General features: G+C 68.6%; 13 protein-coding genes. 12 read left to right on the forward strand and 1 reads right to left on the reverse strand.

What is annotated here, in order from left to right; all coding sequences use genetic code 11:
• Positions 1 to 355: 355 nt before the first annotated feature.
• Positions 356 to 1,855 carry a glycerol kinase GlpK gene (gene glpK / locus DEO45_RS14025; protein ID WP_114344862.1) on the forward strand — a complete coding sequence of 500 codons (1,500 nt, stop codon included), beginning with the start codon at positions 356 to 358 and terminating at the stop codon, positions 1,853 to 1,855.
• Between the two features lie 54 nt (positions 1,856 to 1,909).
• Here the strand turns inward: glpK and DEO45_RS14030 are convergent, their stop codons facing one another.
• Positions 1,910 to 2,845 carry a carbohydrate kinase family protein gene (locus DEO45_RS14030; protein WP_114344864.1) on the reverse strand — a complete coding sequence of 312 codons (936 nt, stop codon included), beginning with the start codon at positions 2,843 to 2,845 and terminating at the stop codon, positions 1,910 to 1,912.
• Between the two features lie 275 nt (positions 2,846 to 3,120).
• Here DEO45_RS14030 and DEO45_RS14035 point away from each other — a divergent pair, with 275 nt between their 5' ends.
• The 11 genes from DEO45_RS14035 to lipA all read left to right on the forward strand — a co-directional run bounded on the left by DEO45_RS14035 (position 3,121) and on the right by lipA (position 14,219).
• Positions 3,121 to 4,167 carry a rod shape-determining protein gene (locus DEO45_RS14035; protein WP_068096286.1) on the forward strand — a complete coding sequence of 349 codons (1,047 nt, stop codon included), beginning with the start codon at positions 3,121 to 3,123 and terminating at the stop codon, positions 4,165 to 4,167.
• 15 nt (positions 4,168 to 4,182) lie between these two features.
• Positions 4,183 to 5,136, forward strand: a complete 954-nt coding sequence (mreC, locus tag DEO45_RS14040; RefSeq protein ID WP_114344866.1) for a rod shape-determining protein MreC — start codon at positions 4,183 to 4,185, stop codon at positions 5,134 to 5,136.
• Positions 5,133 to 5,618 (forward strand): rod shape-determining protein MreD, encoded by a 486-nt coding sequence (gene mreD / locus DEO45_RS14045; RefSeq protein WP_114344868.1) that lies wholly within the window; start codon positions 5,133 to 5,135, stop codon positions 5,616 to 5,618. The genes mreC and mreD overlap by 4 nt, the downstream gene beginning before the upstream one ends.
• A 16-nt stretch (positions 5,619 to 5,634) precedes the next feature.
• Positions 5,635 to 7,641, forward strand: coding sequence for a penicillin-binding protein 2 (gene mrdA / locus DEO45_RS14050; protein ID WP_114344870.1), 2,007 nt, complete (start codon positions 5,635 to 5,637; stop codon positions 7,639 to 7,641).
• The gene (gene rodA / locus DEO45_RS14055; RefSeq protein ID WP_114344872.1) at positions 7,638 to 8,753 is read left to right on the forward strand and encodes a rod shape-determining protein RodA; all 1,116 of its coding nucleotides are present in this window, start codon (positions 7,638 to 7,640) and stop codon (positions 8,751 to 8,753) included. The genes mrdA and rodA overlap by 4 nt, the downstream gene beginning before the upstream one ends.
• A gap of 96 nt (positions 8,754 to 8,849) precedes the next feature.
• On the forward strand, positions 8,850 to 9,860 hold the full coding sequence (gene mltB / locus DEO45_RS14060; protein WP_114344875.1) for a lytic murein transglycosylase B: 1,011 nt from the start codon (positions 8,850 to 8,852) through the stop codon (positions 9,858 to 9,860).
• Complete coding sequence (locus tag DEO45_RS14065; protein WP_114344877.1) at positions 9,857 to 10,777, forward strand: septal ring lytic transglycosylase RlpA family protein; 921 nt, start codon at positions 9,857 to 9,859, stop codon at positions 10,775 to 10,777. Before mltB ends, DEO45_RS14065 begins: the two co-directional genes overlap by 4 nt.
• A gap of 75 nt (positions 10,778 to 10,852) precedes the next feature.
• A complete protein-coding gene (locus tag DEO45_RS14070) occupies positions 10,853 to 12,106 on the forward strand; it encodes a D-alanyl-D-alanine carboxypeptidase family protein (RefSeq protein ID WP_114344879.1) in 1,254 nt (417 codons plus the stop codon).
• Positions 12,106 to 12,396 carry a YbeD family protein gene (locus DEO45_RS14075; RefSeq protein ID WP_114344881.1) on the forward strand — a complete coding sequence of 97 codons (291 nt, stop codon included), beginning with the start codon at positions 12,106 to 12,108 and terminating at the stop codon, positions 12,394 to 12,396. Before DEO45_RS14070 ends, DEO45_RS14075 begins: the two co-directional genes overlap by 1 nt.
• 146 nt (positions 12,397 to 12,542) lie before the next feature.
• Positions 12,543 to 13,199, forward strand: a complete 657-nt coding sequence (lipB, locus tag DEO45_RS14080; protein WP_189339770.1) for a lipoyl(octanoyl) transferase LipB — start codon at positions 12,543 to 12,545, stop codon at positions 13,197 to 13,199.
• 9 nt (positions 13,200 to 13,208) lie between these two features.
• Positions 13,209 to 14,219, forward strand: a complete 1,011-nt coding sequence (gene lipA / locus DEO45_RS14085) for a lipoyl synthase (RefSeq protein ID WP_114344883.1) — start codon at positions 13,209 to 13,211, stop codon at positions 14,217 to 14,219.
• The last annotated feature ends 3 nt before the right edge of the window (positions 14,220 to 14,222 follow it).

The following is a 14,222-nucleotide window of genomic DNA, read 5'->3' on the forward strand; positions in this document are numbered from 1 at the left end:
CCCGCAACAGGTCACCGCCAGGGGCTTTATCCTAGAAGGCCTCCCCTCCCGGGGAGGCCTTCGTCTTTTTTGGCGTTTGATCCGCCCAGCCGCCGCGGCCGAAGGCGTGACCCCACCGCCTACTCGCTTGTTCGCTTCATCAAGTGGCGCAGCATGGACGGCGAAACCATCATGTGGCAGATCCGGCGGCACCTGATTTTCGTGGGCCCGGTGCTCGCGCACATCGACAAGCTGACAAGGTCCACCGGCAGGCACGCTAGGGCGCATTGAAAGCGAGGGAATGCTGTACGGCAATCGCTCTCCGCATCGGCCAGTTGCTACTCTTCGCCGACGGGTTGGCGCGAAAGGGTGAGCTGTGGCGCAACGCTACATATTGGCGATAGATCAGGGCACGACCAGCTCGCGCGCGATGTTGTTCGATCAAGCCGGCACAGTCGCCGCCGTGGCGCAACGCGAGTTCCGCCAGATCTTTCCGCAGCCCGGCTGGGTGGAGCAGGACCCGCGGGAGATCCTGGCCAGCGTGCTGGGGACGGTGGCTGAGGTACTGGCTTCGGCACGGGTGGGCGCCGGCGAACTGGCCGGCATCGGCATCACCAATCAGCGCGAGACCACCGTGGTGTGGGATCGCCACACCGGTGAGCCGGTCTACAACGCGATCGTGTGGCAGTCGCGGCAAAGCCTGGCGGTGTGCGAGCGGTTGGAGGCGGACGGCTATGCGGCGCTGGTGCGCGGGAAGACCGGGCTGCTGATCGACGCCTATTTTTCCGGCAGCAAGATCCGCTGGATTCTCGACCACATCGGTGGCGCCCGTATCCGTGCAGAGCGGGGCGATCTGCTGTTCGGCACGATCGACAGCTGGCTGATCTGGAATCTCAGTGGCGGCAGGCTGCACGTCACCGACGTCAGCAATGCCGCGCGCACGCTGCTGTTCGACATCCACGCTCGACGCTGGGACGACGAACTGCTGCGCATGCTGGACATCCCCCACAGCCTGTTGCCGCAGGTGCGTTCGTGCAGCGAGGTCTATGGCCTTACTGCGGCTTTGCCCGGCCTGCCGGCCGGGGTACCGATCAGCGGCGTGGCCGGTGACCAGCAGGCGGCGTTGTTCGGCCAGGTCTGCTTCACGCCCGGCATGGCCAAGAACACCTACGGTACCGGCTGTTTCATGCTGATGAACACGGGGCCGCAGGCGGTACCCTCGCGGCATGGCCTGCTGACCACGATCGCCTGGGAGCTGGACGGCGTCATCGAGTATGCGCTGGAAGGCAGCATCTTCGTGGCCGGCTCGGTGGTGCAGTGGCTGCGCGATGGCCTGCGAATGTTGGGGCACGCCAGCGAGTCGCAGGCCTGCGCCGAGAGTGTGGAATCCAGCGACGGTGTGTACCTGGTACCGGCCTTCGTTGGGCTGGGCGCCCCGTACTGGCGCAGCGACGTGCGCGGTGCGATGTTCGGACTGTCGCGCGGTACCCGCAAGGAGCACGTGGTGCGCGCTGCGCTGGAGTCGATGGCCTACCAGTCGCGCGACGTGCTGGCCGCGATGGAGGCCGACGCCGGCATCCCGCTGAAGGAATTGCGCGCGGATGGCGGCGCGATCGCCAACGACTTCATGGCGCAGTTCCAGAGCGACATGCTGGGCGTGCCGGTGCTGCGGCCGAAGATCGCCGAGACCACCGCGCTGGGCGCCGCCTACCTGGCCGGCCTGGCCGTGGGCTTCTGGGAAAGCCGCGAGCAGATCGCGGCGTTGTGGCAGGCGGACCGCCGCTTCGAGCCGGCGATGGACGAGTCGGTCCGCGACCGCCTGTACCGCGGCTGGCGCGACGCAGTGAACGCCACCATCGGCTTTGGGGTTGGCTGAAACGCACCGGGCCCGCGCGTGGCGGGCCCGGTCCTCGCCGCGTCGAGGCGGGAATCAGTCCAGCGCGTAACCGAACTGGTCGAGGAATGCCGCGGCGAACTCGGCGTAGTCGAAGTGCTGGTTCTGGGTGCCCGGATGTTCCACCTTCAGTGCGCCCATCAGCGAGGCCATGCGGCCTGTCGTTGGCCAGTCCTTGCCGCGCATGATGCCGAAGATCAGTCCGGCGCGGTACGCGTCGCCGCAGCCGGTCGGATCCACCACCCGGCGTTCGCGCGCCGGCGGGATGAGGTGGGTTTCGCCGCCCACGTGGATGACCGAGCCCCGCGGGCCCTGGGTCACGATGTACGCCGTCACCCGTTCGGCGATCTCGGCGGCGCTCCAGCCGGTGCGTGCCTGCAGCAGCTGCGACTCGTAATCGTTGACGATCACATAGGTCGCCTTGCCGATCATCGCGCGGAACTCGTCGCCGCTGAACAGCGGCATCGCCTGGCCGGGGTCGAACACGAACGGCACGCCGCGCGCGGCGAACTCGTCCACGTGCTGCAGCATCGCCTCGCGGCCGTCCGGGGCGACGATCGCGAAGTCGATCCCCGGGATGTCGCGCACGTGGTTTTCCTGCGCGCTGGACATTGCGCCGGGATGGAAGGCGGTGATCTGGTTGTTGTCCAGGTCGGTGGTGATGAAGCACTGCGGGGTGAACTGGTCGTCGAACACGCGCACGCCGTCGAGCCGGATGCCGCACTGCTCCATGTGCGCGCGATACGGCGCGAAGTCCTGGCCCACCGCGGCCACCGGCAGCGGGTCGCCGCCGAGCAGCTTGAGGTTGTAGGCGATATTGCCGGCGCAGCCGCCGAACTCGCGGCGCATCCGCGGCACCAGGAACGACACGTTCAGGATGTGCATCTGGTCGGGCAGGATGTGGTTCTTGAACTGGTCCTGGAACACCATGATGGTGTCGTAGGCCAGCGATCCGCAGATGACGGCAGACATGATGAGCGGAAGCCCCGGGCAAGGTGGAAAGGTCGCGGATGCCGCGGTCGGCCGGACGCCGAAGCGGCCGGTTCCGGCCAAAGGCTGGAATCGTACCGTCATCCGCCCGCGTTGGCGAATTTCCGCGATCGCATCCAGTTCATTCCGCCGCGCAGAAAGTGTGCTTATGGTCGTGTTGTGGAAGGGTTTCTTAACGTTATTGTCCTTGCGCATGCCTGCCACGCTGACTAGACTGGTCAGCTTACTTTTTAGCCAAGCCGAGCCACGGCGGACCCATGTTCAAGAAGTTTCGCGGGATCTTTTCCAACGACATCTCCATCGACCTCGGCACCGCCAACACGCTGATCTATGTGCGTGGCCAGGGCATCGTATTGAACGAACCTTCGGTGGTGGCGATCCGCCAGGACCGCGGCCCCGGCGGCCCGCGCACGATCGCGGCGGTCGGCGGCGAGGCCAAGCGCATGCTTGGCCGCACCCCGGGCAACATCGCCACCGTGCGCCCGATGAAGGACGGCGTGATCGCCGACTTCACCATGACCGAGGCGATGCTGCAGCACTTCATCAAGCAGGTGCACAAGTCGCGCCTGCTGCGGCCGAGCCCGCGCGTGCTGGTCTGCGTGCCGTGCGGCTCCACCCAGGTGGAGCGGCGCGCGATCAAGGAGTCGGCCGAAGGCGCCGGTGCGCGCGACGTGTTCCTGATCGAGGAGCCGATGGCCGCGGCGATCGGCGCCGGCATCCCGGTGCACGAGGCGCGCGGCGCGATGGTGCTGGACATCGGCGGCGGCACATCCGAGGTGGCGGTGATCTCGCTCAACGGCATCGTCTACTCGCAGTCGGTGCGCGTGGGCGGCGACCGCTTCGACGAGGCGATCATCAACTACGTGCGCCGCAACCACGGCACCCTGATCGGTGAATCCACCGCCGAGCGGATCAAGCTGCAGATCGGTTGTGCGTTCCCGCAGGGCGAGGTCAAGGAGATCGAGATCTCCGGCCGCAACCTCGCCGAGGGCGTGCCACGCATGTTCACGATCAACTCCAACGAGATCCTCGAGGCGCTGCACGAGCCGCTGGCCGGGATCGTGGCGGCGGTGAAGTCGGCGCTGGAGCAGACCCCGCCGGAACTGTGCTCCGACGTCGCCGAGCGCGGCATCGTGCTGACCGGCGGCGGCGCGCTGCTGCGCGACCTCGACCGGCTGATCTCCGAGGAGACCGGCCTGCATGTGCAGGTGGCGGACGATCCGCTGACCTGCGTGGCGCGTGGCGGCGGCAAGGCGCTGGAGCTGATCGATCAGCACGGCAGCGACTTCTTCGCGCCCGAATAAGGCCGGGGCCGTCGGATGGCGCGCACGCGCGACGAGTCCTCGCCGCTGTTCGCCGGCAATGCCGCGGGCACGCTGCGGCTGATCGTCTACCTCGCGCTCGCCGTGGTGCTGATGGTGCTCGACCATCGCAACGGCTGGTTGTGGCGCGTGCGCTACGCCACGGCAGCCGTGGTCGAGCCGGTGTATCGGCTGGCCGGACTGCCGGCAGCCGGGGTCCGCGCGGTGAGCGTGACCTTTGCCGACCGCCAGCGGCTGACCGAGCAGAACCAGCGCCTGCGCGAAGACCTGTTGCTGGCCAATGCCAAGTTGAACCGGATGGCCGCGGTGGCCGAGCAGAACCAGCGCCTGAAAGAGTTGCTCGATACCCAGCACAGCCTGAATCTGAACGTGCAGCTGGCGCGGGTGATCGGTGTGGACCTCGGCGCCTACCGCTACGAGCTCACCCTGAACATGGGCGCCCGCGACGGCGTCAGGTCGGGCCAGCCGGTGATCGATGCGCGTGGCGTGATGGGCCAGGTGAAGGAGGTGCTGCCGACCACCTCGATGGTGATGCTGATCACCGACCCGTCGCACGCGATCCCGGTGGTGATCGAGCGCACCGGCCTGCGCACGGTGGCCTACGGCTCGCGCGACGGCGCCGAGCTCAGCCTGCCGAACATTCCGCAGGCCGCCGACGTGCGTGCGGGTGACAAGTTGCTCACTTCCGGCCTCGGCGGGCGTTTCCCGCCGGGCTTCCCGGTGGGCGAGGTGCGTTCGGTGGCGCCGTCGGCCAGCGGCATGTTCCTGATGGCGATGGCGCGGCCGTCGGCGGATCTCGACCGCAGCGAGGACGTGCTGCTGCTGCACGACCAGGCCGAGCCCGACGGTCCGCCCGCGCCGGTGACGCCGATGGGGCCGCCGCGTGACTTGGCGCCGGCCGCCTCCGCCTCCGCCGCCGCTCCGCCAGCGGCCAGCGGGGTACGGCGATGAACCGGCAGCGGCTGAGCCTGTGGTGGTTCGTCGGCACGCTGGTGTTCGCCCTGTTGTCGATGCTGGTCCCGCTGCCCGGCGCGCTGGAGCCGTTCAAGCCGTACTGGCCGGCGCTGTTCCTGCTGTACTGGTCGCTGGAGTCGGAAGATCGGGTCACCCTGGGGCTGGCCTTCATGGTGGGCCTGGCCGCGGACCTGCTCAACGGCGTGGTGCTCGGCGAGCAGGCGCTGCGCCTCATCGCGCTGGTGTTCATCGCGCTGCGCTTCCGCTCGCGGCTGCGTTTTTTCCCGATGTGGCAGCAGGCGCTGGCGGTGCTGGCGCTGCTGCTGAACGACCGTATCCTGCTGCTGATCGTGCGCGTGCTGGCCGGTGCCTCGCTGCCGCCGGCGAGCTGGTGGATCTCGCCGTTCGTGGGCGCCGCGCTGTGGCCGTTCCTGTTCCTGCTGCTGGACGACCTGCGCGCGCGGCTGCGGATTCAATGAGACATGAACCAGTGACATGAAGCCCCGGCGCTCGATCAAGGACCCCCGCGGCGAAAGCCTGCTGTTCCGGCGCCGCGCGCTGGCCGGTTTCGTGCTGATCGTGCTATGCCTGTGCCTGCTGCTGAGCCGCTTCGTGTTCCTGCAGGTGATGCATCACGACGAGTTCGTCACCCGCTCGCAGGCCAACCGGGTCAAGCCGCGCGCGATCCCGCCGGCGCGCGGGCTGATCTACGACCGCAACGGCGTGCTGCTGGCCGACAACGTGCCGGCGTTCCGGCTGGAAGTGGTGCCCGAGCAGGTCAAGGACATGCCGGCGATGCTGGCCGAGCTGGGCAAGGTGGTGCCGCTGGACCCGGACGACCTGGACGCGTTCCGCAAGCAGCTGCGGCAGAGCCGTCGCTTCGAGAACGTGCCGCTCAAGATGCGCCTGACCGAGGACGAGATCGATCGCTTCGCCGTGAACCGCTGGCGCTTTCCCGGGGTGGACGTGGTGCCCTACCTGACCCGGCGCTATCCGCTGGGCGGGCTGTTCGCGCACGTGGTGGGTTACGTCGGACGCATCGACGCCGACGACCTGGACCGGCTCGACCCGGTGCGCTACAAGGGCACCAGCCACGTCGGCCGCAGCGGCATCGAGCGCTCCTACGAGAACCTGCTGCACGGCACGCCGGGCTACGAACTGCTGGAGGTGAACGCCGACGGGCGCACCCAGCGCGTGCTGGAAACGCATGCGCCGACGCCGGGCAGGAACCTCTACCTGAGCATCGACGTGCGCCTGCAGAAGGCCGCCGAGTCGGCCTTTGCCGGGCGTCCCGGCGCGGCGGTGGCGATCGACCCGCGCAACGGCCAGGTGCTGGCGATGGTCAGCGTGCCCACCTTCGACCCCAACCTGTTCGTCAACGGCATCAGCCAGGCCGACTACAGCGCGCTGACCACCGACCCGGACAAGCCGCTGTACAACCGCGCGTTGCGCGGCGTGTATCCGCCCGGTTCCACGGTGAAGCCGCTGGTCGGCCTGGCCGGGCTGGAAACCGGCCTGCGCACGCCGCAGGACACCGTGGTCTCCACCGGCGTGTTCTACATTCCGGGTCAGCAGCGCGGCTATCGCGACGACCAGCGCGGCGGCGTGGGGCGGGTCGATCTGGTTGGCGCGATCGAGCAGTCGGTGAACACCTATTTCTACAAGCTCGCGCTGGACATGGGCATCGACCGCTTCAGCGAGTACATGGGCAAGTTCGGCTTCGGCCGGCCGACCGGGATCGACCTGATCGGCGAATCCTCCGGCGTGCTTCCCTCGCGCGAATGGAAGGCGGCCAACTTCCGCCAGCCGTGGTACCCCGGCGAGACGGTGATCGCCGGCATCGGCCAGGGTTTCTGGGCGGTCACGCCGTTGCAGCTAGGCCACGCCATCGCCACCTTCGCCGGTCACGGCGTGCCGTACGCGCCGCGTCTGGCGATGGCCACCCAGGACGGTGTCAACACGCAACCGCAACCGCTGGCCAACCCGCCCAGCGGGCCATCGGTGATCCGCAAGCCGGCCGACTGGGACGCGGTGAACCAGGGCATGCAGCGGGTGATCTACGGCGCCAAGGGCACCGGGCGCCGGCTCGGCGTCGGCTTCCCCTACCTGATGGCCGGCAAGAGCGGCACCGCCGAGCGCTTCTCGCGCACTTCCGAGGCCTACGACACCAACCGCAGCACGGCTTATCTGGCCAGTCGCCACCGCGCCTGGTTCGTTGCCTACGCGCCGGCCGACAATCCGCAGATCGCGGTGGCGGCGATCCTCGAATCCGGTGCCTGGGGCGCGGAAGCAGCCGGGCCGATCGTGCGCACGATCCTTGATACCTGGCTGGCCGCCCACGACGGCGTGATTCCCGGCGCGGAGCGCCTGCCGGTGACGGCGGCGCCGCTGGCGCCGGTCGCCGCGCCGGCGGCGACTGCCCCGCCCGATACCGGCCTGGAAGACGACGGCCCGGTCGAAGACCTGCCGGCACAGGCCACCACGACCGGAGGCACGCCATGATCGAGGCGCTGTACGCACGTGCGCACCGCTTCCTGCGCCGCATCCTGACCCGGCCGCGGATCGACCTGCCGCTGGCGTTCGGCCTGTTCCTGCTGGCCTCGATCGGCCTGGTCACCTTATACAGCGCCGGCGACGGCAATCTGGCGCTGGTCGGCGGACAGGCCGGCCGCTTCGTGCTCGGCGGCGCGCTGCTGCTGCTGGTGTCGCGCATCCCGCCGCCGGTGCTGCGCAGCTGGACGCCGTGGCTGTACGCCGGCAGCACCGGGCTGCTGGTGGTGGTGGCGGTGCTGGGCGAGGGCCGCGGTTCGATCCGCTGGCTGGACCTCGGCATCATGCGCTTCCAGCCGTCGGAGCTGCTCAAGCTGACCATGCCGATGATGGTGGCCTGGTACCTGCACCCGCGCCAGCTGCCGCCGGGCTGGAAGGACATCGTGATGGTCGGCCTGCTGATCGCGATTCCGGCGGGGCTGATCGCCGAGCAGCCGGACCTGGGCACCGCGGTGCTGGTGACCGCGGCCGGCGCGTTCGCGCTGTTCCTGTCCGGCATGGCGTGGTGGCGCATCGGCCTGCTGGTCGGCGCGGTGGCCGGGATGATCCCGGTCGGCTGGCACTTCATGCACCAGTACCAGCGCGAGCGCGTGCTGACCCTGCTCAACCCGGAGTCCGATCCGCTCGGCAACGGCTGGCACATCATCCAGTCGCAGATCGCGGTGGGCTCTGGTGGCGTGTTCGGCAAGGGCTGGCAGCACAGCACGCAGTCGCGGCTGGACTTCCTGCCCGAGCACACCACCGACTTCATCTTCGCGGTGTTCTCCGAAGAGTTCGGCCTGGTCGGAGTGGCCGCGCTGGTCGCGCTGTACGCCTTCATCATCGGTCGCTGCCTGTGGATCGCGATGGAGGCGCGCGACACCTACTCGCGTCTGCTCGCCGGCGCGATCGGCATGAGCTTCTTCGTCTACGTGTTCGTCAATGGCGGCATGGTGGCCGGCATGCTGCCGGTGGTCGGCGTGCCGATGCCGCTGATCAGCTACGGGGGCACCTCGGCGGTGTCGCTGTTGACCGGGTTCGGCGTGCTGATGTCGATCCACGCCAACCGCAAGATGCATATTTGAACGTTGCCGATTTCCTGCCCGCCATCCGCCCGGAGTTGCCCCCGCGTGCGTGCTAGGCTTTCGACGACATCGGTCTTCTGTGAGCGAAGCCACAACATGACAGTCGCGCCTGTGCCGGTCCCGGCCCGTTTCCTCGCCATCCTCGGCCTGCTTTGGATGGGCGCCTCGACCACGGCCGCGGCGACGGTGCACCCCGGACAGTCCGAACTGGTGCGCGAAGTCGCGCAGGAGACCGGGAAAAGCCCGCAGGCGCTGAACGCGCTGCTCGACGGCGCGAAGATGCAGCAGGGCATTCTCGATGCGATCAGCCGCCCGGCCGAGGCGAAGCCGTGGAAGGATTACCGGCCGATCTTCCTCACCGACCAGCGAATCAGTGACGGCATCGTGTTCTATCGCGAACATCGCGCGCTGCTGGAGCAGATCGGCAAACAGTACGGCGTGGCGCCGCAGTACATCGTGGCGATCGTCGGCGTGGAGACCAGTTACGGGCGCAACACCGGCAGGTACAAGGTGCTCGACGCACTGGTCACGCTGGGCCTGTACTACCCGCCGCGGGCGAAATTCTTCCGCGAGCAGCTGAAGGAACTGCTGAGCTTGCCGGACAACCATCTGGCCGGCCCGATCGACACGCTCACCGGCTCCTACGCCGGCGCGCAGGGCTGGGGCCAGTTCATGCCCAGCAGCATCCGCGATTTCGGGGTGGACGCCGACCACGACGGCCGCATCGACCTTTCGAACTCGCTGCCGGACATCTTCGCCAGCGTGGCCAACTATTTCGTGAAGCATGGCTGGGTCGACGGCGGCCCGGTCGCGGCCCGGGCGCAACCGGACGCGGCGGCCCGGCCGATCACGGTCAAGGACGCCGCGCCACAATGGCCGCTGGAGCAGTTGGAGGCGTGGGGTTACGCGCCGTTGCAGCGGCTGTCGCCGGGCGAGGCGGCCAGCCTGCAGACACTGGAAGGCCCGAACGGGCCGGAGTACTGGTTCACCTTCCGGAATTTCTACGTGATCACCCGCTACAACCGCAGCCCGCTGTACGCGATGGCGGTCGACCAGCTGGCGCAGGCGATCGCCGCCGGTGCTGACCGGGCGGGCGCCGCACGATGAGGGCGGCGGGCGTGGCGGCGTTGCTGCTGGCGGCGTTGCTGCTCGCCGGCTGCGGCGGCGCGAAGACGAGGAAGCCCGGCTACGGCTACGGCGCCGGCGGCAGCAGCCGCGGCGGCGCGGCGCGCGGCACCGACGAGCGACGGGAGGGCGGCTTCCGCGACGACCTCAGCCAGTCGCAGGAACGGCGTTATCGCGACAGCGCCGACAGCGTGCCGCCGCCGCTGGACGTCAGCAAGCTGGTCGAGCCGGTGCCGAAGGTCGAGCCGCGCTCGCTGTACGGCAACAAGTCGCCGTATACCGTGCGCGGGCAGACCTACCGCGTGCTGTCCAGCGCGCGCGACTACGACGAGCGCGGCATCGCCTCGTTCTACGGCAACAAGTTCCACGGCTACAAGACCTCCAGCCTGGAAAACTACGACATGTACGCGTTCAGCGCGGCCAGCACCACCCTGCCGCTGCCCAGCTACGCGCGCGTGACCAACCTGGAAAACGGCAAGAGCGTGATCGTGCGGGTCAACGACCGCGGCCCGTTCCATGACAACCGCCTGATCGACCTGTCCTACGCCGCGGCGGTGAAGATCGGTATCTGGCCCAAGGGCACCGGCCTGGTCGAGGTGCGCGGGATCGACCCCGGGCAGCCACTGCAGGAACTGCCGGCGCCGGCCGTGGTCACAGGCGCACACCCGGGAATCTACCTGCAGGTGGGCGCGTTCGCCGATGCGGAGAATGCCGAGCGGCTGGCACGGCGCCTGCGTCAGGCCGACCTGGGCGACGTGCAGGTGAACGAGGCCATGGTCAACGGCCGGCGCGTGCGCCGGGTGCGGATCGGGCCGCTGGCCAGCGTGGACCGCGCCGACCAGGTCAGTGCACGGATCGAAGGCATGGGCCTGCCGCGGCCCCAGGTCGCGGTAGACTGAGCAGGTTTTTCCACATCTTTTCCCATCGCGTCGGCACCGCCGCGCCGACACCCAGCCACCGGACTGAACAACACGATGAATTTTTCCCGCCGCACCCTGATCCCGTTCGCCGCCCTCGTGCTGCTCGTCGGCGCCGCCGTCGCTCAGACGCCGCCGCGCCCGTCGCCGGTACCGCGCCCGGTGGTTCCCGAGGCGCCGGTGCCGCCGCCGCCGGACGTCGACGGCAAGAGCTGGGTGCTGATGGACTACGCCACCGGCCAGATCCTCGCCAGCAAGGAGCCCGACCAGCGCGTGGAGCCGGCCTCGATCACCAAGGTGATGACCGACTACGTGGTCTCCGCCGAGATCGCCAACGGCAAGATCCACATGACCGACCCGGTCACCATCAGCGAGAACGCCTGGCGCGGCGGCGGCGCCGGCACCGACGGCTCCACCAGCTTCCTCAAGCTCAACAGCCAGGTGCCGCTGAAGGACCTGCTGTACGGCATGATCATCCAGTCCGGCAACGACGCGGCGATCGCGCTGGCCGAGCACACCGCCGGCTCCGAGCCGGCGTTCGCCGGCCTGATGAACGCGTACGCCAAGCAGCTCGGCATGGCCAACTCCAACTTCGAGAACGCCTCCGGCTACCCGATCGCGAACCACTACACCACTGCGCACGACATCGCGCTGCTGTCGCGCGCGCTGATCCACGACTTCCCCGAGGACTACGCGATCTCCGCGGTCAAGGAGTTCGAGTGGAACGGCATCAAGCAGCACAACCGCAATACCCTGCTGTGGCGCGATCCCAGCGTGGACGGGATCAAGACCGGCCATACCGCGGCCGCCGGCTATTGCCTGGCCGCCTCGGCCAAGCAGGGCGAATCGCGCATGATCGCCATCGTGATGGGCGCCAGCAGCGAGAAGGCACGCGCCGACTCGGCGATGGCCCTGCTCAACTACGGTTTCCGCTTCTACGAGACCCACAAGCTGTATGACGCCGGCAAGCCGCTGGCCACGCCGCGGCTGTGGAAGGGCGCGACGAACCAGCTGCCGCTGGGCGTCGCCGACAGCGTGCAGGTCACCGTCAAGCGCGGCCAGTACGACCAGCTCAAGGCCACCATGGACATCCCGGCCACGCTGATCGCGCCATTCACCAAGGGCCAGCAGGTCGGCACGCTGCGCATCACGCTGGCCGGCCAGCCGGTGCAGAACGTGCCGCTGGTGGCGCTGGCCGACGCGCCGCAGGGCGGCTTCTTCTCGCGCCTGTGGGACAGCATCCTGCTGTGGTTCCACAGCGACAAGAAGGCCGATGCCGAGGCACCGGCCAAGGGCGCGGACGCGAAGTGATGCAGCCGGTCGACTTCAGCAAGGCGAAGCAGGAGGGCAAGGGCTTCCAGTTTCCCGGCGAATTCGAGATCACCGCGGTCGGCAACGCCAGCGCGAACCTGCCGACCCGCGTGCCGCAACTGCTGGAACGCGCCGGGCTGCATGTGCTGCACGAGACCGTGCGGCACCGGCATTCCGGCGCGGGCAACTTCGTCTCGGTCACGGTCAGCTTCCGTTGCGACAGCCGCGAGCAGTACGAGGCGGCGCACCATGCATTGCGCGCCGATCCGGATATCCGTTACACGATGTGAACGGCCGGAGTCGGAATGGGAGATTCGGGATTTGCAAAAGCGGCAGTCCGACTCCATCGTCAGGCACATCGCCGTCGTTTTCAGGAAACACCGCAAGACAGCCCGTGAACAACGAATCCCGAATCCCCCCTCCCGTCTCCCTCCCGCTGAAAATCCGCCGCCTCGGCCGCCAGCCGTACGCGGCGACCTGGCAGGCGATGAGCGCGTTCACCGACAACCGCACGGCGGACACGCCCGACGAGCTGTGGCTGCTGGAGCACGACCCGGTGTTCACGCTGGGCCAGGCCGGCAAGATGGAGCACGTGCTGGCGCCGGGCGACATCCCGGTGATTCCGGTGGATCGTGGTGGCCAGGTGACCTACCACGGGCCGGGCCAGATCGTCGGCTACCCGCTGATCGATCTGCGCCGGGCCGGCGTGGGCGTGCGCGAGCTGGTGCAGCGGATCGAGCAGTCGCTGATCGACACGCTGGCGCACTGGAACGTGGTCGCGGCGCGCCGCGAGGGCGCGCCCGGCGTCTACGTGGCCGACGCCAAGGTCGCCGCGCTGGGCCTGCGCGTGCGCCGTGGCTGCAGCTTCCACGGGCTGGCCTTCAACGTGGCCATGGACCTGGAGCCGTTCCACCGCATCAATCCTTGCGGTTACAAGGGTTTGGCGGTCACGCAGCTGCTAGACTTGGGCGGTCCGTCGCGGTTGGCCACGGTCGAGGACGTACTGGTGCAGGAGTTCTGCCGCCAGTTCGGCTTCGCTGCCGAGCCCGCTGCCCCCATCCTGCCCGAACTCCCCGCCCGCGCAGCGGTCTGAGCTGTCTACATGAGCGAAACAACCGCCTCTTCCCCCAAGGTCATCCCGATCAGTGTCGTCGCCGGCGCGCCCGCCGCGGAAAAGCAGCTGGGCAACGACAAGATCGCGCTGAACCGTGCCGGTTTCGACACCAGCGTGCCGACCCTGCGCAAGCCCAGCTGGATCCGCGTGCGGCTGCCGCAGGGCAATGCCGTGCAGCAGTTGAAGGCGCGCCTGCGCGAGAACTCGCTGGTCACGGTGTGCGAGGAAGCCTCCTGTCCGAACATCCACGAGTGCTTCAGCAAGGGCACCGCCACCTTCATGATCCTCGGCGAGGTGTGCACCCGCCGCTGCTCGTTCTGCGACGTGGCGCATGGCCGCCCGGTGGCGCCCGATCCGCTGGAGCCGGCGCGACTGGCCGAGACGATCCGCGACATGCGGCTGAAGTACGTGGTGATCACTTCGGTCGACCGCGACGACCTGCGCGACGGCGGCGCCGAGCACTTCGCCGCCTGCATCCGTGCCACGCGCCACGCCAGCCCGAACATCCGCATCGAGATCCTCACCCCGGATTTCCGCGGCAAGGGCCGCATGGAGCGCGCGCTGGAAGTGCTGAAGGACTTCCCGCCGGACGTGTTCAACCACAACCTGGAAACCGTGCCGCACCTGTACCGCGAGGTGCGCCCCGGCGCCGACTACCAGTGGTCGCTGGACCTGCTCAGGCGCTTCAAGGCGCAGCATCCCGAGGTGCCGACCAAGTCCGGCATCATGCTGGGCCTCGGCGAGACGATGGAGCAGGTGCTCGAGACAATGCGCGATTTACGCGCCCATGACGTCGAGATGATCACCATCGGCCAGTACCTGCAGCCCACCCCGCACCATCATCCGGTGGTGCGCTACTGGACTCCCGAAGAATTCGACGCGCTGCGCGCGGAAGGCGAGGCGATGGGCTTCCATCACGTCGCCTCCGGCCCGCTGGTGCGTTCGTCCTACCACGCCGACCTGCAGGCCCACGCGGCCGGGGTCACCGAGTCAGCCTGAGAA

The sequence above is a fragment of the Rhodanobacter denitrificans genome (assembly GCF_003335105.1).
GTDB lineage: Bacteria > Pseudomonadota > Gammaproteobacteria > Xanthomonadales > Rhodanobacteraceae > Rhodanobacter > Rhodanobacter denitrificans_A.